Below are 21,485 nucleotides of genomic sequence, written 5' to 3' on the forward strand. Positions count from 1 at the left end.
TGCCTGATCTCTCCCATTACCGTGTACCCCCATAACAGGTAGGCATCGTGCGCTGGCTGGTTGTCGATGATGCAGGTCAGGACGGTAGTGGTCTTGACGCCTCCCACGATCACGGTGCCATGGATCTTTTCCGAGGTTCCCGAGGCCCTGGCTCTGGAACTCGGGGAGAACCATCAGCTTCCGAAGCCAGAAGACCTGACCCGCATCCACGAGGCTCCGGAGCTGCGCCGGCCTTCGGTCGTCGAGCGATGTCCACCCGGGCTTGGCAGTGGGCAGCGAAGCGCCGTGCGCGTAACCGACGATCTGTCCCCCTGGCGACCGACTCGGTACATCGGCGTGGGGCGCCACCTCGTAGAGCTGAAGAGCAGTGGCGAACTGGGCAGCCGTGAAGCGGTAGGCGCCGCCGATCAGAGTGAACGGATATGGCGCCGCTGGGCCCGGTCGTGGACTGTTACTGAGCGCTCGCTATCGAGGTGGAGCGAGACAAGGACTTGGCCATAGCGCGATTGACCCTTGAGTCTCTACCTGGAACGTACGAAGGGCAGGGTTGATATCCGCAGCTTCGATACAGGGCGAGTGCCGCGTCGTTCCGAACTCCCGTTTCCAGGACCATCCGGATCACGCCACGAGATACTGCCTGCGACTCCAGATGCTCCAGAATTCGCCGTCCTATTCCTCTCCCCCTGCCCGCTTGCGTCACGTACATGCGTTTGATCTCTGCTGTACCCGGCGCAAGCAGTCGCCAGCCCCCGCAGCCGACTGCCTCTGACGAATCGTCACACCTGGCTATGACGAAGAGGCCCTGTGGCAAGGCAAAGTGACTTGCTGGAGTGTCATCAGGGTCATCGGCGAATCCGTAGACAGCAACCTGCTCGGCGTGGAGCGCTCGTGTAAGGCGCCGGGCTTCGGGATCACCATAGGAAGCGACTGTCAGGGACTGGGTGCCCGTCTGGCACGGCCGAGCGGCGCTGAGGAACGTCATGTAGCCGATAGTGCCCTGTCCACCGCTATGAGCGCATCAGCGCCTGGCCCTGACTGGACGCGGCTACCGACCTGGCGTCGAATTCGGCTCAGCAGATTGCGGCAACGGATCGACTGCACGTCGGGGACACGACCAGCCAGGTGAAGCAGTGTGCCGACAGTGGTCTCCGGGTCCCGGCGGAGGAGGTGGGCTCGGGCCAGGTGTATGCCGTGCAGCAACGCAGAGCGGGGGTACCCGCTGTTCGCCCCTTGGTCCGTCAAAGGGGTGAGCAAGTCCGTGGCCTCTGCGAGGAGGCGTCGCGCCTGCGCAGGGTTCGCAGCAGCCAGTTCCACCAGGGCATGCCCTGACTCAGCTGCCACCTGCTCTGCTGTGAAGTAGTACAACGACGGAGGGTCATCGTCTCTACGGTGGTCCAGCAGTACGCGACACCGGTCAGTGACATTACGGAAAGCCTCAATGTCGCCCGCAGCAGCATGAGCAGTGGCTAGGCGGCCGAGGGCTCGCGCACGCACGGTGGGGGCACTTCCAGCAGTGTGCTCAACTGCTGCCTCCGCAAAACGCAGTGCAGAGGAAGGCTTGCCGGTGGCAGCATGCTGATAGGCCAGCATCCCCAGCACATTGGCGGCACCATTGCTGTCGTTAGCTGCGCGAGCAAGACGAATGGCGAACAGCTGATAGCGCTGCGCGGGGGCAGCTAGATCGGCGTCGAATGCCATCCAACCGGCGAGTTGCGACAAGCCACTGGCTGTGGTGAGTAGGCGCAGGCGAATCTCAGGAGAGAAACGACTGTTACGCAATAGGTCAAGGACACCGAGCAATTCGGTTCGCACGTAACGCTGAGGTAGCGCTCCACCACCCGCCGTATCATCGAGGCGGCGCAGCCCCCGAAGGTGGTCTTCAAGAACATCCATCATCGGAGGAAGGACCTGGTCGGTTCCCGGGCCAAGGCGCGGCTGAGAAGCAGCCTGGTGGGTTGCGTCCCAGACCGCGCCGAAGAGCTGCTCCGCGCTAGCCGGCTTGGTACTGGCCTGGTCGCGCGGGTCCGCTGCGGTCCAAGCCGCGGCGGAGGCCAGAACATCGTCTAGCGAGCGACGCCCGAGCAGGCCGTCGGTGACACCCCTCTCCGCTTCCTTCCCGTTGCTCTGATCGCCCCAGAGGCCGACGACGGTGTACGGGATCCCCGTAGCTTCGCTCAGCGCGGTGGCGGTCAGCCGTCGCACCGTCTGAGATCTCGGTCGCCCGCCCGCCAACCAGCCATGTGCAGCTGTGAGGTGCAAGGCAGGTTCACCGACCGCGCTCAGACGCGGGTTGAGTACACGCATCAGCTCTCGCGGAGACCAGCCAGCCTGATGGAGCGCCTCCGCCAAGGCCCGATTGGGTTCCCGTTTATCCGAGTTGGAGTGCTCTCCTGGAGCATTGCGAAAGGTGCTCACGGACCGACGGTAAGTCATGACTGTAGTACCAGGCGTGAAATCGCGGATTTTCGCACTCACTCCGAGAAGTTCGCGATATTCGCGCCGCCACCTACTGCCGGCAGGACAGCGACTCGCTGTGTCCTGGGTCCTGGTTCCGCGTCCGGCCTCCGAGTGAATGGGCTCCTCGTTTGGGGCGCCCGCTCAGAGGGGCTGGCCCGTCAGATGCTTCGAACTTCGACCTACGGAGGTGACTTCGTGCTGACCGTCCGCAAGGCGTTCCGTGTCGCTCGACATCGTGTCAGCGCACCGCCTGCCAGTGGTGTACGGCTGCTGTGCTCGGGGCTGTTCCGGAGACGAGCGCCGAGGAAGTCGACCTGTCCCGTGATCCGGGGACAATCCCGATCGATCCTGCGGACAGAGTTTCCGGCAGAGTTGGCGTCGGTCTCAAATGCGCGCCGCCAACTTCGCGAGCAGCTCACCACCTGGGAGTTGGAGCCGCTGATGGAACCTGCGGTGCTGGCCACGAGTGAGCTTGTGACGAATGCCGTACTGCACGGATGCTCGGGTAAGCAGGACAAAGTGGCGATGACGGCGTGGTGCACTACGGACGAACTGGTCATCAGCGTGGCGGACCCGTCCGATGTCGGCCTGCACGCCCGGAGAAGCGTTGCCGATGACGAGTCCGGCCGCGGTCTGATGCTCGTCGGCGCGGTCGTTGACCGTTGGTGGTTCACCACTGCCCAGGACGGCGCTGGAAAGACCGTCTGGCTCGCGTTGAGCCTCCCACGCTGCACCCACGGGGAGGGAGAGTGAGGATCTCGAAGCGGCGGTACGCGGGCCAGCTCGTACGCCCTGGAAGGAAGCTTCAACGTGACGAGGCGCGCGCAGCGGCCGAGACCGTGGCGCTCGTGCTGGGCGGATCGGCACTGCTGCCTGACTACCAGCCCGACGTGGACGATCTGGTAGCAAGGCTGCACGTTCATATCGCGCGGTTAGACCGGCAGCTCAAGCCGCGATGGCGGCGGCGCATACCCGCGCTCCAGAAGGCAGTTGCCTCGGCACGGTCGATGCAACTGCAGATAGGACCGCGAGACTACATGGAGTCACGCATCCATCTCGTGCGCCTGGCTGAGATCACCCAATGCCTTTTGGCTTGGGCGTCGCGCGACGAACGGGGCCTCGTCCCGCAGGCTTTCGGCACCCCAACACGCCCAAGCCATCCCAGAGCGCAGAGGGGACTTGTTATGCCTGTGTCCGGCCGTTGGGCGAGCCTCTGGGGACGCACATCACGCGGTGTGAGGCGGATATGTCACCGCTGATTACCGTCGCGGCCCCCGTTTCCGTAGTACGCGAAGCCGCCCCTGCGACGATGTACGCGTGGTGGGTGCAGCTGGCCGAGACGCCACTCCCCGATCCGCTGGCTCAACTGGAATGGGCCGTCTTGCCGCTTGGCCTGCAGCCGGGTCTTCCCGCCTTGGAGTCGCTCCTTTGCGACGGCAAGCCCGTGGGGCCGGTCCTGTGCTGCCCTCGGCACCGACGGATCTACGTGCCGGTGGCCGCGGAGTGCCGACGCAGCCTGGATGGGGAGCGGCTGGGGGTTCGGGGGCGGGATCTTTCCTGCCCGTTCGACGGTCGGCACCGTGGTGGCTGCGATGGCCGGCTGTGGCTGCTCCCGTCCGATCCGCGGCACCTCACCGACCTTGCGACGCTGGCGGACCATCTGTGTCGCGTCCGTTCTGCTCGTCGGCTGGCTGCGGCGGCATGCGCCTGAGCGTTCCCGCGGTCGTGGTGCTGGGCGTGCTGATGGTGGTGCTGATCCGTGGTCAGCGGCTGCGGGGCGGGTCGGCAGCTGTAGCCGTCGCTTTCGGCTTCCTGCTGGCCCAGGGCCCGGCCGCTCCGGCCATCACCGAGATGTGCCGCCTCGTCGCCCAGCTCGTCGGCCGCCTTCACCTCTAGTCCCGGCGGCGCGGCACGACCGCGCTCCTGCCATCCCCACTTTCTCTACGAGGACTTGTGACCCAGATACCTCCCCTCGACCAGGCCAGCCGACCGCGCCACCGGCGGGCTCTGCAGATGACGCTGGGGCGCAGCGTGCTGGTGGTCGTGCTAGTCGCTGCCGCGTCCGCTGCTGCCGTGGTGCTGTCGTCGCCGCCCGGTCGTGCGGCCGTTGCCTGGTGTACTGCCGTGTCCACCGTGCTGGTGGCGGTGGGACTGGCTGAGGCGCAGTACCGGCTCCGCGCTGTCGGCCGGGAGCGTGATGAGGCGTGGGAGCGGGTGCGTTGCGCGGAGGTCGCCCGGGGGCGATCGGAAGCTGATCTTCGCCGCCTGCGGGACGACATCGATCGGGCAGCCCGCGTGCTGCCTTGGGCGGTGGACCGGCTGCGCGAGCGCGCATCGGCACCCACCGTGCTGGCGCGACTCAGCCACGAGGGTCTGCTGCCCGCGGACGAGACACTGCGGGGTGTCGTCCACACGACGGTCCACACGCTCCACCAGGAGCATCGGCGGCTGACGTCCGCGATGGTCATGGTGCAGGGCTGCGGGAAGCGACTTCATGCCGCGATCACCGACCATCTCCAGGAGATCGGTGAACGGAAGAGGCCCTACTGGGAAGCTTCCGGCCCGATTCGTCGGGAGGACGTGCGCGCGGACCTTGAGGCGCTCGATGCGCGGGTGTCGAGCACCGGGTTGCTGACCCAGCGGCTGCTGGCCCTGTCCGGAGCCCGCCGGGCGGGGCGTCCGTGGGCGCGGCCGGTCGCATTGGAGCGCGTCGTCCGGGCAGCCGTGGGAAGTTGTGACCACCATCGTCGAGTTGAGCTGGCTCTGCCCCAGGTGCCCGTCGCAGTCGCCGGGCCCGCTGTTACTGCCGCGATCCACGCGTTGGGGGAACTGCTCGACAACGCTCTGCGGTTCTCGCCCCCGACCACGCTGGTGCGTGTGTCGGGCGAGGACGCCGTCTCGGCGCTGGTCCTGCACGTAGACGACAGCGGCCTGGCCATGGGCGACGAGACCCTGCGCCGTGCACGCGAGACTGTCGACTTCGATCAGCCGCTGGACATCACCCGGCTCTCCGGGAGCCGGCTGGGCCTTGCCGCGGCGCGCCTCAGCGCCGAACGCTTCGGCTTGAGGATCACGTTCTGCCGCTCGTCCACCGGCGGCACGCGAGCCAGCATCGCCCTGCCCCGCCAGTGGCTCACCACCCCACCAGCCCCCTCGGTCAGCCGAGCTCCGGCCCTACCGCAGGGCGGCGGGCCGCCACCGGTCCGGGAGATGCCGCCACCACCGCACCGCTCGGCCGCCGCACCGCAGCCGCCACAGAGCGCCGCGCGTCTGCCGCGCCGGGTCCCCGGCGCCACGCGGTCCAGGCCGGCCGAGCATCCAGCCGAGCCTGCACCACCGCCGGCGCGAAGCCCGCAGGAGACCGGGCAGCGCATGACCCGCTTCCGCCAAGCCACCCGTGCTGCCCGCAGCCACCGTCCCGACCCCGGAGGATCACGATGAGTACCGACCTGTCCTGGCTGCTCGACCAGCTCTGCCGCGACACCGCCGGCGTACGCCACGCCCTGCTCCTGTCCAGCGACGGCATGAAAGTCGCCTACGACAAGAGCCTCGACCTCGACTCCGCCGACATACTCTCCGCGATCTGCTCCGGTCTGCTCTCCCTCTCCAACAAGCTGGACCAGGCGTTCAACGCGGGGCACCCGGCGTTGACGATCACCATCGACACACCCCGCGCCCAGCTGCTGGTAGTCGGCGCCGGAACAGGCGGCGTCCTCGCCACTGTGGCCGAGAGTGAGGCCGACCCCGGCATTGTCGGCACCGCGATGTCCCAGCTGGTGGAGCGCGTCGCGGACCACCTCAGCGTCCCCACACGGGCACCCCGGACTCAGCCGTGAGCCACGAGTGGGACGAGGACGTGCCGGACCGGTCGTTCGTCGTCCTGGGCGGTCGTACTGCCCCCGGCCACGAACTCGACGCGGTTTCCCTGATCGTCACCGAGCGCGACGACACCGCCGGCCTCGGGCTGGAGGAGGCCGCCATCGTGCGGATGTGCGCCTCGCCGACCGGGGTCGTGGAAATCGCCAGCCGCCTGCGCTTGCCCGTGGGGATGGCGCAGATCCTGATCTCCGGCCTCCTGGACCAGAACCGGGTCACCGCCCGACACCCACACGCCACCTCAGCCTCGCAACACGATGCTGCTCTTTTGAGGAAGGTCCTCGTTGGACTCCACCACCTGTGAAGCCGCGCCGGTGCCGCTCCCACAGGCCGCCAGCCGCGGGGTGAAGATCGCCGTAGTCGGCGGCTTCGGAGTCGGGAAGACGACCTTCGTCGGCGCCGTCAGCGAGATCACCCCGATGCGCACCGAGGCGGAGATGACCGCCGCGAGCATCGGCACCGACGACCTGTCCGCCACACCGTCGAAGACCACGACAACGGTCGGCTTCGACTTCGGCCGGGCCGCGCTCAGCGAGACGCTGGTGCTGTACCTCTTCGGCGCTCCCGGCCAGGACCGCTTCAAGTTCCTGTGGGACACGGTGCTCAACGGCGCCCTGGGCGCGGTGGTGCTGGTCGACACCCGCCGAGTTGCGGACTGCTTCCCATCCCTGGACCGGGTCGAGGACGAGCAACTGCCCTACGTGGTGGCCCACAACGTCTTCGGCGACGAGGACCGGGTGCACAGCCTGGACGACATCCGCGACGCGCTGCAGATGGCTCCCGGAGTGCCGCTGATGCGCTGTGACGCCCGGGACCGGCAATCGGTCCGCGGCGTGCTGATCGCCCTCGTCCAGCACGTGCTGGACCGCGCCGACCTGCGGGAGGGACGAGCGTGAACAGCGTGCCAAAGCCAGTCCTCGTGGAGCTGCCCGACAGCCACCGGGGGGCGATCATGCTGGGTGACCCGACCTACCACCGCGACCCGGCCGACGTCTTCTCCGAGCTGAGGCGCGCCTACGGGCCGGTGGCGCCGGTGCTGCTGGACGGGCAGGTGCCGGCCTGGCTGGTGCTCGGGCACCGCGAGCTGATCCAAGTCACCACCGACACAGCTCTGTTCGCGCGCAGCGTGGCTCGGTGGCGGCTGCGCGAGCAGATCCCGGCCGAGTGGCCGCTGTGGCCGATGGTCGGCGGCGGCCCGGCAGGTGCTTCTCTCCTCTATACCGAAGGCGACGAACACCGCCAGCGTGCCGGAGCGGTCAGCGCCGCCCTGGCCGGTATCGACCCGGTCGAGGTCCGGGCCCAGTGCGAGGCGCACGCCGAGGACCTCGTCGAATCCCTCGCGCACCGCGGGCATGCCGAGCTGATGGCCCAATACGCCCTGCTGCTACCGGTGATGGTGATGGGCTGGGCCCTGGGCGTGCCCGGTGACGAAAACGAGGCTCTGGTGGCGGCGGCCACCGATCAGCTCGCCGGCGGCGACCGCGCCCTGGCCGGCCACCAGCACCTCCACCGCACCATGCAGAAGCTCGTCGGGCGGGTGCGCGAGCGTCCCGGTGCCGATGTCGCCTCGCGGCTGGCCGCCGACCCCGTCGGTCTGAGCGACGAGCAGCTCTGCCAGGACCTGATGGTCACCCTCCTGGCCGGTCACCAGACCACCGCACACTGGATGGGCAACGCGATCTACCGGATGCTCATCGACCCACGCCATACCGACGCCTTCGTCCGTGGCCGACTTGCTGTCAGCCAGGCCCTGCGCGAAGTCCTCTGGGACGACACCCCCACCGCCATTTTCGCCGGGCGCTGGACCAGTCGCCCCGCGCACCTCGGCCACGTCACCATCCCGGCTGGCGACCTGGTCCTGCTGGGGCTAGCCGCCGCCAATCGCGACCCCCACCTCCGCCCCGAACCGGGCGCCGGCATGCGCGGCAGCCGGGCCTACCTGTCCTACTCCCACGGCCCGCACAGCTGCCCCGACCCGGCCCGCGATGCCGCGGAGACGATCGTCACCGCCGGAATCGAGGTCCTCCTCGACCGGCTCCCCGACCTGCACCTGGCCTACCCGCCCGAACAGGTCCGCTGGCAACGGTCGGTGTGGATGCGCGGCCTGGAGTCCCTGCCCGTCGATTTCACCCCCACCCCGCCGACCACCCGCTACGCCGGAGGCACCCCGTGGATCTGACCCCACCCACCCCCATCACCGAGCCGTCACCGCCGGAGCTGTCGCTGTCGCGTCCAGTGCACCGGCTCGACGTCCACAGCCTGGACCTCCACTACGACGCCGCCGTCATGCGCAAGGCCGGCGCGGTCGTTCCGGTCCAGCTGCCCGGCGGCGTGCCGGTGTGGGCGATCACCCGTGACGCCACCGCCCGCGCCGCACTGCGTAACACCGACATCTTCCGCAAGGACCCAAGGCACTGGGCGGCCCTCCAGCGCGGCGAAATCCCTGCCGACTGGCCCCTGATCGGTCTGGCCGCACCGGCCGGACCGAGCCTGATCACGACCGACGGTGTCGATCACTGGCGTCTGCGCGGACCGCTCTCGACGGTTTTCACCGAGACGCGGGTACGGGCTCTGCGGACGAGCATCGGCATCATCACCAAGAAGCTCTTGTCCGATCTCGCCGACGCCGCCACCGTCGACGGGATCGTCGACTTCCGCAAGCTCGTGGCCTGGCCCCTGCCCATGACCGTCATCAGCCTCCTGCTGGGCCTGCCGGAGTCCGAACACGACGCCCTGCGAAGCAACTACGAGATCTTCTTCGACGACACCCGCGATCCGACAGCCGCGCTCGCGGCTATCGAGGAGATCATCACCCGCCACCTCGACGCCAAGCGCCGCCATCCCGGGGACGATCTCACCAGCGCCCTGCTCCAGCTCCCGCGAGACGAGCAGCTGACGACGGAGGAGCTCGTCGCGACCGTGCAGGTCCTCATCGCCGCCGGACACGAGACCACCGTCCACCTCCTCGTCAACGGTGTGCTGGCCCTCACCAGCCACCGCGACCAGCTCGACCTGTTGCTCCAGGGCGAGGTCTCGTGGGACCGGGCGGTCGAGGAGATCCTGCGGTGGGAGCCGCCGACCGCGAACTTCTTGATGCGTTTCGCCACCCGGGACAGCATCCTCGGCGACGCGTTCATTCGCCGGGGCGATCCGGTCATGGTCTGCTACGCGGCCATGGGGCGTGATCCCAACCGCTATGGCCCCACCGCAGACGATTTCGACATCACCCGCGAGGGCGGCCACACCTCCTTCGGCCACGGGCCCCACACCTGCATCGGCGCGCCCCTCGCCCGCCTCGAAGGGCGCATCGTGCTGCAGGAGTTGTTCAGCCGGTGGCCCGACCTCGCCCCGGACGCGCCGGCGCCGAGGTTCCCTTCGGTCCTGATGAACTCCCGTACCTGCCTCCCCATCTGCCTGCGCCCCTCCCACCACCCGCACGAGGCCGGAGCGGCGAAGTGACCACCGCGAGCACCGACCACACCGACGCCCGGGCACTGGACCTGAGCCAACTTCGTGACGATCTCGCCGTTCTGCGCCGCATCAGTGGTCACGGTCGGTCGGCACCCGCGTCCGTGGCTCGCAACTTGGACATGGCCCGTCGCATCGCGCTCCACTGGGCTCCCTTCGGCCAAGCCCGTCGCACCGCAGCTGATGATTTGGCCTCCGAGGAGCGGCGATGGGACCTCCTGCTGGCGTGTGCCGCCCCTGAGCGGTCCGTGGAGAAGTCCTTCGCCGCCGTGATGGTGTACGCCAGCTCCGTCCGGGACCTGGTGCAAGCGCTGCACGACGTCGCCCTGCCGGGCACGGCCGTGCCCGACGTTTCTCGGGCAATCACGGCAGCAATCTCCAAGGGAGACTTCCCCGTTGGATTTGAACTGCGGGTGAAGCAGGTAGCCGCTGATCTGCGGACACCTGTCGAAAGGGTCAGGACCGCGGTAAGCAGCCTGCTGGACAGTGGGGCGCTGGAGTCGCGAGGCCGACGGATCTTCCCCGCAGGAAGCCTGGACCTCCACGACGACCTCGCCACCCACATCGCCGACCGGCTACACGCTCAGATCGCGGCTGGCGTCTACGCCCGGGGCAGTCGCCTGCCCAACGCCAAATTCCTAGCCACCACCTTTTGCAACGACGCCGCGCCCGTGGGACAGGCCCTGCGGGTCCTAGTCGCCGACGGCGTGGTGCACATCGGACCCTGCGGCACCACGGTGCTGCAACCCGCCTGTCCCTCTCCTCCAGCGCACCAATATGAAGAGCGGTCCTCCCGTTTCAGCCGGGACACGATCGTGGCCACTTGCCGTGCCGCTCATGTGCAGTGGCATCATCGCCGCCCGGCTCCGGCCGAGGTGCTGCACGAGCGGTGGCAGGACCTGCGCTCTATGGCCAGCCAACTGCTGGCCGCGGCCCCGCCCCCCGCCCCTGACGCCGCACAGGAACTGGCCGCCCTTGCCCGGGCCACAGAGCTGGTGTCCGCCCCGCTGCCGGACAAGCCCTGGCTCCAGCAGTGGCACACCGCCTGCCAGGCCAAGTCCATCAGCGACATCCTCCCCCTGGTCCCGAAGGAACCCCGATGACAGAGGCCGACCACCGCGAGGTCGATCCACGCCCCACCGACGCCACTCCGCGTGCGGAAGCGACCGAGGCGCTGCACGCCCTCGACCTCCGCCGCGTCGAGGTACCGAACACCGCCGATGCCTTGTCGCGCTTCTTCGCCCACCTCCACAACTGAGCGGCGCGAGCTGCGAACTCCCGGCGAAACCAGGTTTCGCCTATCCGTCCCCACCCGCATCACAGATCAAGGAGAGCGATGGGACCCGCCGCCGGAAACCTGCGGCTCCAGGCCGCACCGCACGCCCTCGTCCGGACCGTGCATCACCCGCGCGTGACGGTGCCGCCCTGGCCCGACCTGGCCGACACCACACCCGCCGGCGTGCGCGCCTGGCGGGAGTGGATGCGCGCGACGTGGTGCAATCCGGCCCTGGCCGATGCCATCCGCCACGCCTCCCCCGCGCTGGCCCGGGAACTGGATGCGCTGTCCGCCGGGCACCCCCTGCCCCGCAGCCGAGCCCGGAAAGCACTGGTCGCACTGGCCGGGTACTGCCTGCGGGCGGTGCAGCGGCCGATGCCGTTCGGGCTGTTCGCCGGCGTGGCCGAGGCGCGCTTCGGTCCCCGTACCGAGGTCGGGTGGGGCGAGGACCACCGTGTGACGGCGCGGGCCGGCGGGGAGTGGATGGCCGACATCATCGCGCAGCTGGAAGCGATGCCTGCGGTCCGCCGGCGTCTGCTGGTGCAGCTCAACAGCATCGCCGAAGTCCGCGGGGACCGTCTGATCGTGCCCTGGCAGGTGCGGTGCGACGGCCCCACCTCCGCGGTCGAGGAGGTCTCCGTGCGGCACACCGCACAGGTGCGGGCGATTGCGGAGATGACGACGACCCCGATGCGCCACGAGGACGTGGTCGGTGAACTCCGCTCCGCATTCCCTGTGTTCTCTGACGAGGCGGTGCGGGCGGTGCTGGACCAGCTCCTGTCCGGCCGGGTGCTGCTCAGCAACCTCACCGCCCCGTCCACCACGACCGATGTCCTGGGGTACCTGCTCGACCAGCTGGTACGCGCCGGAGCCGACCACGAGCCCCAAGCGGCCGACCTGATCGCAGCGCTGCGCGAGATCCACCAGCTGATGCAGGAGCACAACCAACTGCCGGTCATCGACGGCGCGCCCCTGCGGGCCAGCCTGGTGGACCGGATGGCCGAGCGCAGTCCGGCACCCCAGGCGCTGGCCGTCGACATGCTCATCGACGGCACGGTGACGCTGCCACGAGCGGTGGGCTGGGAGGCCGAACGTGCCACTAACGCCCTGGCCCGGATCAACCCCGAGCCCTACGGGAACGCACCCTGGCGGGACTACATCGAGCAGTTCCTCCAGCGCTACGGACCAGGCGCCCTGGTTCCGCTGACCGACCTTCTCGACCCCACCGTCGGCCTCGGGCTCCCCGCGGGATTCCACTCAGGAGCCCCCGCCGCCCGCCCGCCGCTGTCGCGGCGCGACGACATTCTCCTCGCCCGGGCCCAGCAGGCGGTACAGGCCGGTACGGAGATCGACCTCGACGAAGAACTCATCGCCGCGCTGGCGGTCGGAGAACCCTCCCGTATGCAGCTCCCGCCAGGACTGGAGCTACGGTTCGAGGTCCGCAGCGCCTCCGCCGCCGACCTCGACGCGGGCCGGTTCGAACTCGCCGACTGCCGACTCGGGCGCGAGTGGGGGCACCTGTCGGGCGGGCGGTTCGCAGCCCAGCTCGCCGCCCGGAAATCCTCCTCGCCCAGCGGCCTTGTAGGTCAGCTGGCCACCCGGCCCACCAGCGTCGCCGGCGCCCTGCCCGCCCAGCTCGCCTTCCCGGCCCTGCGGCACAGCGCCATGCATGTCGCACGCGTGCCCCAACTCGTCGCCCCGCGCATCAGCCTGTCCGAGCACCACGCGCCCACCCCGGACGACATCCACCTTGCCGACCTCGCGGTCATGTGTGACGGCGACCGTCTTCACCTGGTCTCCCGCTCCCGTGGGGTCGTGGTGGAGCCCTTCACCTCCCATCCGCTGCAGATCGAGTACCAGACGCCGTGGACGGTCCGCTTCCTCGCCGAACTCACCCGCGGTCAACTCACCCAGCTCGATCCGCCCCCGGCCCAGATCAACCCCTTCCCCTGGGGCGCGGCCAGGAGGTTGCCGATCCTCCCCCGCGTCCGCCATCAGCGCACCGTCCTCAGCCCCGCCACCTGGCGGCTGAACCCCACCGACCTGCCCGAGCCGGACGCCAGCACCGCCCAGTGGGAGGACAACTTCCACACCCTGCGCACGCGGTGGAAGCTACCGCGCACCGTCGCCTTCGAGTACATCGACCAGCGCCTGCGGCTGAACCTCGACGACCCCGGCCACCTCGCCCTGCTCCGCGCCCAGGTGGAGCGTCCCCATCGCTTCCGCCTCTTCCTCACCGAGACGGCCACCGAGCAGGACTTCGGATGGGCCGACGGCCGACCCCACGAAATCGTCACCCTCCTGCGCCCACGCACCGCGCCCCCGCCACCGCCCGTGGTGCCCCGCTCCACCACCGCCTCCCTCCTCGACAGCCGGCTACCGGGCGCCTCCCCCTACCTGCACGCCCGCCTCTACTGCCCAACCCCGAAGCGCTCCGACCTCCTGCGCGACCGCCTGCCCATCCTGATCGACCGCCTACAGTCCTGCACTTGGTGGTACCGAGCCGACGACACCTCCGACGCGTACCTGGACGTGTGCGTGCGCCAGCCCGCGGACCTCGCCCCCGGCGACGCCATGGGGGTGGTGAGCGGTTGGGCGCAACGCCTGCTGGAGAGCGGCGTCATCGGGGCCATGACGCTAACGCCCTACCGTCCCCACACCGGGCGGTACGGAACGGGGCCTTTGCTGACGGCCGCCGAGGACGTCTTCGCCGCCGACTCGACAGTCACCGCCCAGCAGATCTCCAGCCTTCAAGGCATCGACGAGCAGATCGTGACCGCGGCGGGACTCGTCGCGATCAGCACTGCCTGGCACGGCGACCCCGAGCACGGCCTGCGCTGGCTCCAGAACCACACGGAGCGCCAATTCTCCGTGCGCCTGGCCCGGCCCCTGCAGAAGGAAGCCGTCCGCGTGGCCAACCCGCACGACTGGCACACCCTCCTTCACTGCTCCGAACTGCTGTCAGACCGGTGGGAGGCCCGGCGCGACGCCCTGTCCGCATACCGGAAATTGCTCACCGAGCAGACGGAGATCGACCCCGACACCACACTGGCTGCGCTCCTCCACGAGCACTGCCTACGCGCGCCCAACCCGGCCGAGGAACGCATCGCCCTGCGCCTCGCCAGGGCAGCCGCTCTCGCTCACACAACCCGGCGATCCGCCTCCGCCCGCACCGCAGCCTCGAAGGACCGGCCATGACCAGCCCGGGATACACCCCAGCAACAGCAACCCACACCCGATACGAGCCGACACAGACCGAGACCGTCCTGGCCCGGCTCTCCCCACGTTCCACCCGTCTCCCCGCTCGTCGCCACATGACCAACCCCGACCTGCAGGCGCTGCGCGAAGCCGGTCTCGCCTCCGTGATCAGCAGCCAGCCACGCCCCCGCATCGGCATCTACGCCATGGTGCGAGACGGCCAGGACCCCGCCGTGCGACTTGCCGTGGCCCGCGGCCTGGTCCTCCGACACGACTGGCCCGAAGCGCAGGCGAGCGTCGACTTCACGGGGATGACCGACCCGGCCACACGACCTCAGCTCGCCCGCCTGCTGGACGCCGTCGATCGCAGAGCCATCGACGGCATCGTCGCGATGTCCCGGACTGACCTCACCCACCTCAACGACTACTACGAGGAGACCCTCCGGTGGATCCACGCCCGCGGCGGATTCCTCGCCCTTGCCACCGCCGAGACGGACATCTAACCCGCAGAACCACCGGTCCGCACCATCGCCTGCACGCCGGCACCCCCTCGGTCAATCCGGGGCCCTCGCGGCGACCCTGGAGCGCACCGATCAGGGGCCAGCCCAGCGCATCGACCGCATGTACTGCACCCCCGAACTCGCCCCGGCCCTCCTCGCTTTCGACGTCCTGGCGACCGACGAGGAGCGGGAGGTGTCCGACCACGCCCTGTTGGTCGCCCGCTTCGACCTCGACGTCCTCCGCCAGGTCCTCACGCCCGCCCGCTGACACTTCTATCTCTGGGGAAAGCTCCATGCTCATCAACGCGGCGATCTGCAACTTCGAGAACAACGGCGGCGGCGACCGCGCACTGTGGCAGCGGATGCACGACCGGCTGGCGTCGCTCGACCTGCATCTGCTCCTGCGGCAGGAGGTGTGGAACGCGCAGGACGACGGCAACGCGCTCGCGGACGCGGCCGAAGCCGTGCTCGGCATGGCCGGACTGATCGGCCCGGAGTGCTGCACCGCCCTTTACCACGACCCCAACCTCTTCACCCCCGTCGGCGAGTTCCCGAAGACCGGCCCCATGTGGGTGCTCCCGCCGACCGTGCGCAGCCTGCAGCTCGCCGGCACGGCCCCCGGTGCGGTCCCGCTGATCGTCGGCTCGTACCACCTCAACTACGGCTCCACCACCACGCGCCTGTCGGAGGCCGAGCGGCTGACCCAGTGGAACGACAAATGGGTCAAGGCCGACGGCCGACGCGTCCACTACCCGGCGCTGCTTGGCGGCGACAACAACAGCTACCCGGTCCCCGGCGCCCCAGGAGACCCGGCCCTGCCCGTCCTGGAGGAGATCCCCGACGAGCCCCACCGGGCACACCGCTCCTACATCGGGCCAGACGGCGTGCGCCGGATGGACGACCGACCGGACGACACCCTGCGCACCGCCGGCCTCCAGGACGTCGCCCGCCACCTCGCCACCACCGCGGGCAACACCACCGCGGTCGCGCCGACGGTCGACGCCTACGGCACACACGGGCCGGACTCGCGGATCGACAGGATCTACGCCAGCAAGCAGCTCCTGCCCGCCGTGCGCGAGGTCGAGGTCATCAACATGAAGGGCCTGTCCGACCACCACACGGTCGTGGTGCGCCTGGACCGGGACACTCTCACCGACCTCCTCAACAACCCGCTCACCCGGGCGGCGTGACCGATGTCCAACGACGCAAGGCCCGCGCTCCGGATGCCCCGATTCTTGCTGGCGCGACTCGCCGCTCCGCTCTGCCGCCCCTCGCCCGAGGAGTGCGCCGACTACGCCTGGTTCCGGGAACGACTCGCCGAGCCGGGCCTCCTCGACTGCGCGGTCGGCGTGAAGGCGGACGGCGCCACGCTCCTCGCGGTGCCCGCCGGCAAAAGCCGCAGCGGCGGTTACCTGTCTGTGGGCACCGTGGCCGACGCCGTGCGGATCTGTTCGGCTCTGCGGGGCCAGTCCGGATTCCCGCGCGTCCGGCTCGGCCTGTCGGTCTGCCGCGACACCTGTTACGCCGTCGGCTGGGGACCACGCCAGCCCTGGGACGACGGGGAGCGCGGCAGGTATTTCGGGTATTCGCCGTCCGCCATCGACTCCTTCCTCCGCCGCGGTTGGGCGCCTGACCCGCCGCCGCAGGAGGCGACGACGGTGCTCGCCTCCTCGCGGGGCGAGGAGGCCCTCAAGGAGTCGGAGGGGATGCCGCAGTCCCGCTCGCGGGACCAGGTGGAGCTCCTGATCACCGGTACCGAACTGGCGCGCCTACGGGGAGATTCCGCGGAGCAGGCCCGCCGCCTGCGTGAGCGGCACGGGCCCATCAAGCTCACCGCGCCACGCTGTTGCTCAGCCGTACGTCCAGCGCTGGCCGGTCCCGCGGTACTCCTCTACAGGGATCGGTTGCACACCCGGTCGCATGCGCTCGCGGTACAGCACGCCGCCCAGGTGGTCGACCTCGTGGTGGACGAGCCGGGACAGGCCGTGGGTGAACCGCGACAGGTGGGTGGAGCCGTCGAGGCTGCTGTGAGCGACGACGATGCTCAGCGGGCGAGGCACGAGTCCTCGGACGTCGAAGAAGCTGAGGCAGCCTTCGTACTGCTCGTCCTCGTCCTCGGAGGCCTCGGCGACGTGGGCGTTCAGCAGCACGATGGGCTCTGTCCCGGCATCGGGTGGGAAGACGACGGCGGCGGAGCGGTCGATCCCGATCTGGGGGGCGGCGATGCCCATGCCCTTGCCGAACGTGTGAAGTTGGCGGACGCGGCCGACTGCGTCCATCAGCGAGGTGATGACTTCCTGGGCCTCTTCAGTCTCGGTGGGCAGGTCGAAGAGACGGGCGGCGCGGGTGAGGACGGGGTCGCCGTCCTGGACGATGCCGGCGTTGGCCATGGCCTGGCTCGCGGACAGGGTGCTCACGGGGTTGTTCGCTTTCTCGTCGGCTGCGTTCTTCAGGCGCCATTCGAGGCGGAAGCGGGCGTGGAGGGGCGGGTCGAGGGTGGCCCAGGAGAAGACGCTGTGCTCGCCTCGTTCCGTGCGCTGTGGTGGGGTGCGCAGTGGGGCGAAGTCGGCGCTCATGGAAGTCTCGGTTCCCCAGACGGACGGTTCGCAGTCTCGGGGGAAAGACAGTTCCACAGCCAGACGCCGGGTAGGCAGTCGCACCGCGCGCTGGAACCAGGGACCCCATTTCTCGGCGCCGACGCAGTACGAGTAGGAGATCTCGGCTTCCTGGCCGGGGTAGAGAGGGAAGCGGCTCGTTGGGTTCTGGAACTGGAGCCACACCTCCTTGAACGCGTCCCGGTCGTGTTTGATGGTCCAGCCCATCGGCTCGTCCGCGCAATGCGCCGTGAGCTGGAGTTCGTCCCAGGTCAGAGGGGTGCGGCGGTAGAGGGCGTTGGACCGTTCCGGTTCGGATGGGTATCGGTCGACGGCGATTCGGACGAGGTAGCGGGTGACGGGCTCGGTCCCGTTGTTGTGCAGGAGCCTGCGCATGCTGAGGTGGAAGCGTCCGTCGTCGTAGCGGAGCGCCGCCTCGTCCTCCAGGACCAGCAGGCCGGTGCCGGACGGCGGGTCGTTCTGCTCGGCCGCCTGCGGGGAGGCGTCGGTGCGCTGCCATGCCCGCCACAGTGCTCCGCCGGCGTCGAGTTCGGTGTCTGCCCGGCGGGCGAGCTGGGAGCTGCCGTGTTCCCGGCCGGCCTCAAGGTGGCTCACGTACGAGGGGTCGATATTGAGGCGCTGGGCGAGAGCGGCCTTCGACAGGCCCCGCACGCTGCGCCAGTGCGTGAGTTCCGCAGCGAACGTCGCCCGTTCCTCCCTCTCCAAGGTGGCCTTCCTCTCCGGGAGTTGCTGACGATCGTGAGTGAGTGCTCCTCATGGTCGCCTCATCCTGCCCGGTTGAAGCCCAATGGTGCTAGGCAGCGGCCCCGGCGAATCTCCAGGACGGCGTGCTCGTCGGCCTCCAACCGTTGCCACAGCGACCTCATCCGAAGTTCACGTTCCGTGCCACCACGAGGGGTGCCCGTGAAGAGCACCCGCTTGGTCCTGCCAACCAAAAGAGGGCGCAGTGCCGCCGAGGGACAGAGGCCCACATGAGTCCGAACAGTACCTACTGGATGAACTACGCCATCAGCGTCGCACAAGGGGCGTCGCAATCAAGCCGGCGGGTCGGCGTTGCGCTCGTTTCTGAACACGACGAGTTGATTTGCTCCGCTTTCGAAGGAGAAGTGCGCGGTGCATCCTGGTATCGCACTCTGCGGAGCAAGATTCAAAAACTCGGAACACCCAGCGCACACAGCTTATATCTGACGATCAACACCCTGTCAGCGGACTGCTCGTTTGAGCTCGACGAGCTCTTGAAGGACGTGCGCATCGACAGGGTCTATGTCGGCCTGCCAGACCCCGCGCTGACGAGTTACCGCGACGACGATCCCGTCACTACACAAGGACTCATACACCGCTTCCCCGACAATCTGCAGCGCGAGATCCTCGCTCAGAACCAGGGCGTCTACGCAGCGAGTGAGCAAAACATCGAGTGCAATCCCCACTATTCGACACATCGCATTAGTGAGACCGTTTCCTCCAGGTTGACGGCGAAGGGGTTCGCGCTTTCCAGGAGCGAGGTCAATGCGAACAGGGGGAGGGTTGCGCTTGCTTCGCTCCTGTGCCGGAGGTATGGGATCGAGCACAAAGAGGCTGATTCTGCCGTTGGTGACGCATTGTCCGAAGCGTTTGACGCGAAGTACGGCACCTATGACTATGCGTTCGACGCTCGTGCCGCCAACGTGAGATGGTCCGACGACTTCGCGTCGGTTTACAGGAGGTCGTCCACAAGGTCTCTGGCTACTGCCAACATCCTCAACGTCGGCGTCGGGGCTGGCTACGAAGCAGCAGCTTTGTTTTCAGATTGCGCGCAGATCACCTTCGTTGACATCGCGGAGCGTGGCCTCGCAAATATAAGCGGTCGCATTCCCTCGTCGAGAACTATCGTCTCCGGTGCCGAAGACCTGTCCGCTTTACCGGAAAGCAGTTACGATCTGTATGTCTCACTGAGGACGTACAACTCATCGTTCTTCGATACGTCCGCAGCGGCGTCGGAGGCGCACAGAGTGCTGAAGCCCGGTGCGGTGATTATCGTCTCCGTGGCCAACGGATTTCTGTATACTCAGCTGGGCTGCGTTGTCCCAGGACTGATCATCCCTGGCACTGACTTCGTCGACATCTATCGCGGGATGGACACAGCCAATCTGATTGTCGCGGAGCTTGATCGTATCGGATTCAAAGAGATCCGAATGTTCCCAACGAGTACCGAGATTTACTTGTCGGCTGTCACCGCCTAGCGTTTCCACCGCCTCTCCGGCCGGCCACGTTCGCGACGTGTCATCGGCTCTGTGGGGCGAATGGATCGCAGAAGGCCGGGCGCGACCGGATCGTTCAGTGTGACCAGTGTGAAGGAAGGACTTCTGCAATGAACGGGCGAACGACTGTTGCCGGTCGGATCCTGCAGTTCAACGAGGAACTTGCGGAGACGACGCTTGAACTTCCTCCCGGATTCGCGGCCATCAATCCGTTCAGCGGCCCCCAGAAGGAGCGCGTCCGGGAATTGACGACTGCGTTCTACAACAAGTACTACGACGATGATAAGCCGCGTCGTCTGGTATTGGGGAGCTCGCCCGCCCGGCGCGGAACGGCCGTAACCGGGGTTCCATTCGAAGACGCCAAGCTCCTCGAAGACGAAACGGGAGTCGATGTCGAGGGCTATGCGGTGAGCCGGCCTTCCGCCGGGTTTCTGCACGACGTCATCAGCCGCTACGGGGGCCGCGGCAAGTTCTATTCCGACTTCGTCATGAGTTTCGTGTGTCCTCTTGGTCTGGTGAGAACGAACTCCGAGGGAAAAGAAGTCAACTGCAACTACTACGAGAACAAGAAGCTGCTGGAACTCCTGGGCTCTTTCCTCGTGGACGCCCTGGAACGTCAGCTGGCATTCGGAATTGACGCCTCTGTGTGCTACTGCATTGGCAGTGGCGAGAATTTCGCGTACCTGTCGAAGGTGAACGAGGGCCAGCGCTTCTTCCGAAAGATTGTGCCTCTGGAGCACCCGCGTTTCATCACTCAATACAACGGGGGCAGGAAGGAAGAATTCGCCGAAAAGTACCTCGGCGCCTTCCGTGGACCAGGTGATTAGTCGTTGCGTCGCCCGGAACGCTTGCCAACCTCTCAGCTGAATAGACAAAGACTTAGATCCGAACGCACTGGAACGAGAAGAAGGAGAGCAGTACATTGGCGGCAGAAGGCAGGGTCCTGGTGCACTTCGACTCGGAGCGCGCGGGCGTCTACCGCTTCCAGGGCGGTGAGTTGAAACTGCTCAGAAGGGAGCGTCTTTCGTTCGGAGGCATCCGCGCGCACGAGGTGCCGGCAGAAAGGGTGGGCGAGTTCTGCGTCGGGCTCACGGAGTTCAGCGAGGTCGTTGACAACAAGACCACGCGCCTGCACGCCACCGGTGTCTTTCAGCAGCTCCCGCAGTCGGAAGCGACCGCACTGGTCAACAGTCTCTATGTCGACACCGGCCTCTTCTTCAACATCGTCCGGCCCGAGCTGGAGCAGTTCTACCTGGAAGCGGGCATGTCCGCGTGCGGGTCGAACGACATGATGGAGGGCCTGACCCGGAGGGAATTCCGGAATGCTGTTGTCTGCGGCAGCTTCCAGCAGTCTCTGGGGTACATCGAAGATGTCATCTCCCGTCTGCGCGGGAGCGGTACTGCGGTGCTGAGCCCTCCTTCAACAAGGGTAAAGCCGGAGACCGTGGGTACCGACTTCATCCTCTTCGACTACCAGGATCTCCTGAAGAACGAACGCGACACGTGGCGGCACAAGTACATGCACCTGGACGCGTTCAGGCAGGCCGACGCTGTGGTCGTATGCAACCCCGGCGGCCGTGTTGGAAAGGGAACCATCTTCGAGCTCGGCTACATGTCCGCGCTGTCCAAGAGGGTCATCTTCACGGAGGAGCCCCAGGGCGTTTCCGTCCTGTTCCCCTGTGAGGTCGGCCTGGAATTCTGAGCGTTCCTGCCAAGCGCTGCGGCACCCTATCCCACTCCTCAATCCCGGACCGGAAAACAAGCGGTGTTCCGGCGAAAGGATCAGGGGCGGGAGAAGGTCTCCGGCTCACTCTCGATCTCTGTCTAACCAGGTCTCACTTCTCGGCTACGAAGATAC

General features: G+C 67.8%; 20 protein-coding genes and 1 pseudogene. 18 read left to right on the plus strand and 3 right to left on the minus strand.

Going from position 1 to position 21,485, the window contains the following annotated elements; all coding sequences use genetic code 11:
* Window positions 1–451 precede the first annotated feature (451 nt).
* Both D9V36_RS10285 and D9V36_RS10290 read right to left on the minus strand, forming a co-directional pair.
* Complete coding sequence (locus D9V36_RS10285; RefSeq protein ID WP_129293497.1) at window positions 452–982, minus strand: GNAT family N-acetyltransferase; 531 nt, start codon at window positions 980–982, stop codon at window positions 452–454.
* Window positions 979–2,415 (minus strand): hypothetical protein, encoded by a 1,437-nt coding sequence (locus D9V36_RS10290; protein ID WP_129293498.1) that lies wholly within the window; start codon window positions 2,413–2,415, stop codon window positions 979–981. The genes D9V36_RS10285 and D9V36_RS10290 overlap by 4 nt, the downstream gene beginning before the upstream one ends.
* 237 nt (window positions 2,416–2,652) lie before the next feature.
* Between D9V36_RS10290 and D9V36_RS40865 the strand changes: the two genes are divergently transcribed.
* The 15 genes and pseudogenes from D9V36_RS40865 to D9V36_RS43035 all read left to right on the plus strand — a co-directional run.
* A complete protein-coding gene (locus D9V36_RS40865) occupies window positions 2,653–3,210 on the plus strand; it encodes an ATP-binding protein (RefSeq protein WP_164992924.1) in 558 nt (185 codons plus the stop codon).
* A gap of 948 nt (window positions 3,211–4,158) precedes the next feature.
* Window positions 4,159–4,353 (plus strand): hypothetical protein, encoded by a 195-nt coding sequence (locus tag D9V36_RS10300; protein ID WP_129293500.1) that lies wholly within the window; start codon window positions 4,159–4,161, stop codon window positions 4,351–4,353.
* Window positions 4,354–4,410: 57 nt separating this feature from the next.
* Window positions 4,411–5,898, plus strand: a complete 1,488-nt coding sequence (locus D9V36_RS10305; RefSeq protein ID WP_129293501.1) for a sensor histidine kinase — start codon at window positions 4,411–4,413, stop codon at window positions 5,896–5,898.
* Window positions 5,895–6,293, plus strand: coding sequence for a roadblock/LC7 domain-containing protein (locus D9V36_RS10310; protein ID WP_129293502.1), 399 nt, complete (start codon window positions 5,895–5,897; stop codon window positions 6,291–6,293). The genes D9V36_RS10305 and D9V36_RS10310 overlap by 4 nt, the downstream gene beginning before the upstream one ends.
* Entirely contained in the window at window positions 6,290–6,637 is a 348-nt protein-coding gene (locus tag D9V36_RS10315) for a DUF742 domain-containing protein (RefSeq protein WP_129293503.1), read from the plus strand. Before D9V36_RS10310 ends, D9V36_RS10315 begins: the two co-directional genes overlap by 4 nt.
* On the plus strand, window positions 6,618–7,229 hold the full coding sequence (locus tag D9V36_RS10320) for an ATP/GTP-binding protein (protein ID WP_129293504.1): 612 nt from the start codon (window positions 6,618–6,620) through the stop codon (window positions 7,227–7,229). Before D9V36_RS10315 ends, D9V36_RS10320 begins: the two co-directional genes overlap by 20 nt.
* Before the next feature lie 5 nt (window positions 7,230–7,234).
* Window positions 7,235–8,512 carry a cytochrome P450 gene (locus D9V36_RS10325; RefSeq protein WP_241720791.1) on the plus strand — a complete coding sequence of 426 codons (1,278 nt, stop codon included), beginning with the start codon at window positions 7,235–7,237 and terminating at the stop codon, window positions 8,510–8,512.
* Entirely contained in the window at window positions 8,503–9,792 is a 1,290-nt protein-coding gene (locus D9V36_RS10330; RefSeq protein ID WP_206739638.1) for a cytochrome P450 family protein, read from the plus strand. Before D9V36_RS10325 ends, D9V36_RS10330 begins: the two co-directional genes overlap by 10 nt.
* Window positions 9,789–10,904 (plus strand): GntR family transcriptional regulator, encoded by a 1,116-nt coding sequence (locus tag D9V36_RS10335; protein WP_129293506.1) that lies wholly within the window; start codon window positions 9,789–9,791, stop codon window positions 10,902–10,904. The genes D9V36_RS10330 and D9V36_RS10335 overlap by 4 nt, the downstream gene beginning before the upstream one ends.
* Window positions 10,901–11,059 carry a hypothetical protein gene (locus D9V36_RS40870; protein ID WP_164992925.1) on the plus strand — a complete coding sequence of 53 codons (159 nt, stop codon included), beginning with the start codon at window positions 10,901–10,903 and terminating at the stop codon, window positions 11,057–11,059. The genes D9V36_RS10335 and D9V36_RS40870 overlap by 4 nt, the downstream gene beginning before the upstream one ends.
* 78 nt (window positions 11,060–11,137) lie before the next feature.
* Window positions 11,138–14,275 carry a lantibiotic dehydratase gene (locus tag D9V36_RS10340; protein ID WP_129293507.1) on the plus strand — a complete coding sequence of 1,046 codons (3,138 nt, stop codon included), beginning with the start codon at window positions 11,138–11,140 and terminating at the stop codon, window positions 14,273–14,275.
* Window positions 14,272–14,778: a hypothetical protein gene (locus tag D9V36_RS10345; RefSeq protein WP_129293508.1), complete on the plus strand. Its 507-nt coding sequence runs from the start codon at window positions 14,272–14,274 to the stop codon at window positions 14,776–14,778. Before D9V36_RS10340 ends, D9V36_RS10345 begins: the two co-directional genes overlap by 4 nt.
* 118 nt (window positions 14,779–14,896) lie before the next feature.
* Complete coding sequence (locus D9V36_RS10350; RefSeq protein ID WP_206739639.1) at window positions 14,897–15,043, plus strand: hypothetical protein; 147 nt, start codon at window positions 14,897–14,899, stop codon at window positions 15,041–15,043.
* Window positions 15,044–15,068: 25 nt separating this feature from the next.
* On the plus strand, window positions 15,069–15,965 hold the full coding sequence (locus tag D9V36_RS10355; protein ID WP_129293509.1) for an endonuclease/exonuclease/phosphatase family protein: 897 nt from the start codon (window positions 15,069–15,071) through the stop codon (window positions 15,963–15,965).
* A 33-nt stretch (window positions 15,966–15,998) separates the two neighbouring features.
* A pseudogene (locus D9V36_RS43035) lies at window positions 15,999–16,403 on the plus strand (DUF6302 family protein); the annotation flags it as partial.
* 222 nt (window positions 16,404–16,625) lie between these two features.
* Here D9V36_RS43035 and D9V36_RS10360 read toward each other — a convergent pair.
* Window positions 16,626–18,095: a peptide deformylase gene (locus D9V36_RS10360; protein WP_129293510.1), complete on the minus strand. Its 1,470-nt coding sequence runs from the start codon at window positions 18,093–18,095 to the stop codon at window positions 16,626–16,628.
* 290 nt (window positions 18,096–18,385) lie between these two features.
* Here D9V36_RS10360 and D9V36_RS10365 point away from each other — a divergent pair, with 290 nt between their 5' ends.
* The 3 genes from D9V36_RS10365 to D9V36_RS10375 all read left to right on the plus strand — a co-directional run bounded on the left by D9V36_RS10365 (window position 18,386) and on the right by D9V36_RS10375 (window position 21,329).
* Window positions 18,386–19,609 carry a class I SAM-dependent methyltransferase gene (locus D9V36_RS10365; protein ID WP_164992926.1) on the plus strand — a complete coding sequence of 408 codons (1,224 nt, stop codon included), beginning with the start codon at window positions 18,386–18,388 and terminating at the stop codon, window positions 19,607–19,609.
* Between the two features lie 128 nt (window positions 19,610–19,737).
* On the plus strand, window positions 19,738–20,454 hold the full coding sequence (locus D9V36_RS10370) for a uracil-DNA glycosylase family protein (RefSeq protein ID WP_129293512.1): 717 nt from the start codon (window positions 19,738–19,740) through the stop codon (window positions 20,452–20,454).
* A 119-nt stretch (window positions 20,455–20,573) separates the two neighbouring features.
* Window positions 20,574–21,329 carry a nucleoside 2-deoxyribosyltransferase gene (locus tag D9V36_RS10375; protein ID WP_129293513.1) on the plus strand — a complete coding sequence of 252 codons (756 nt, stop codon included), beginning with the start codon at window positions 20,574–20,576 and terminating at the stop codon, window positions 21,327–21,329.
* Window positions 21,330–21,485: the final 156 nt, after the last annotated feature.

The organism is Streptomyces lydicus (assembly GCF_004125265.1).
In the GTDB taxonomy this organism is placed as follows: domain Bacteria; phylum Actinomycetota; class Actinomycetes; order Streptomycetales; family Streptomycetaceae; genus Streptomyces; species Streptomyces lydicus_C.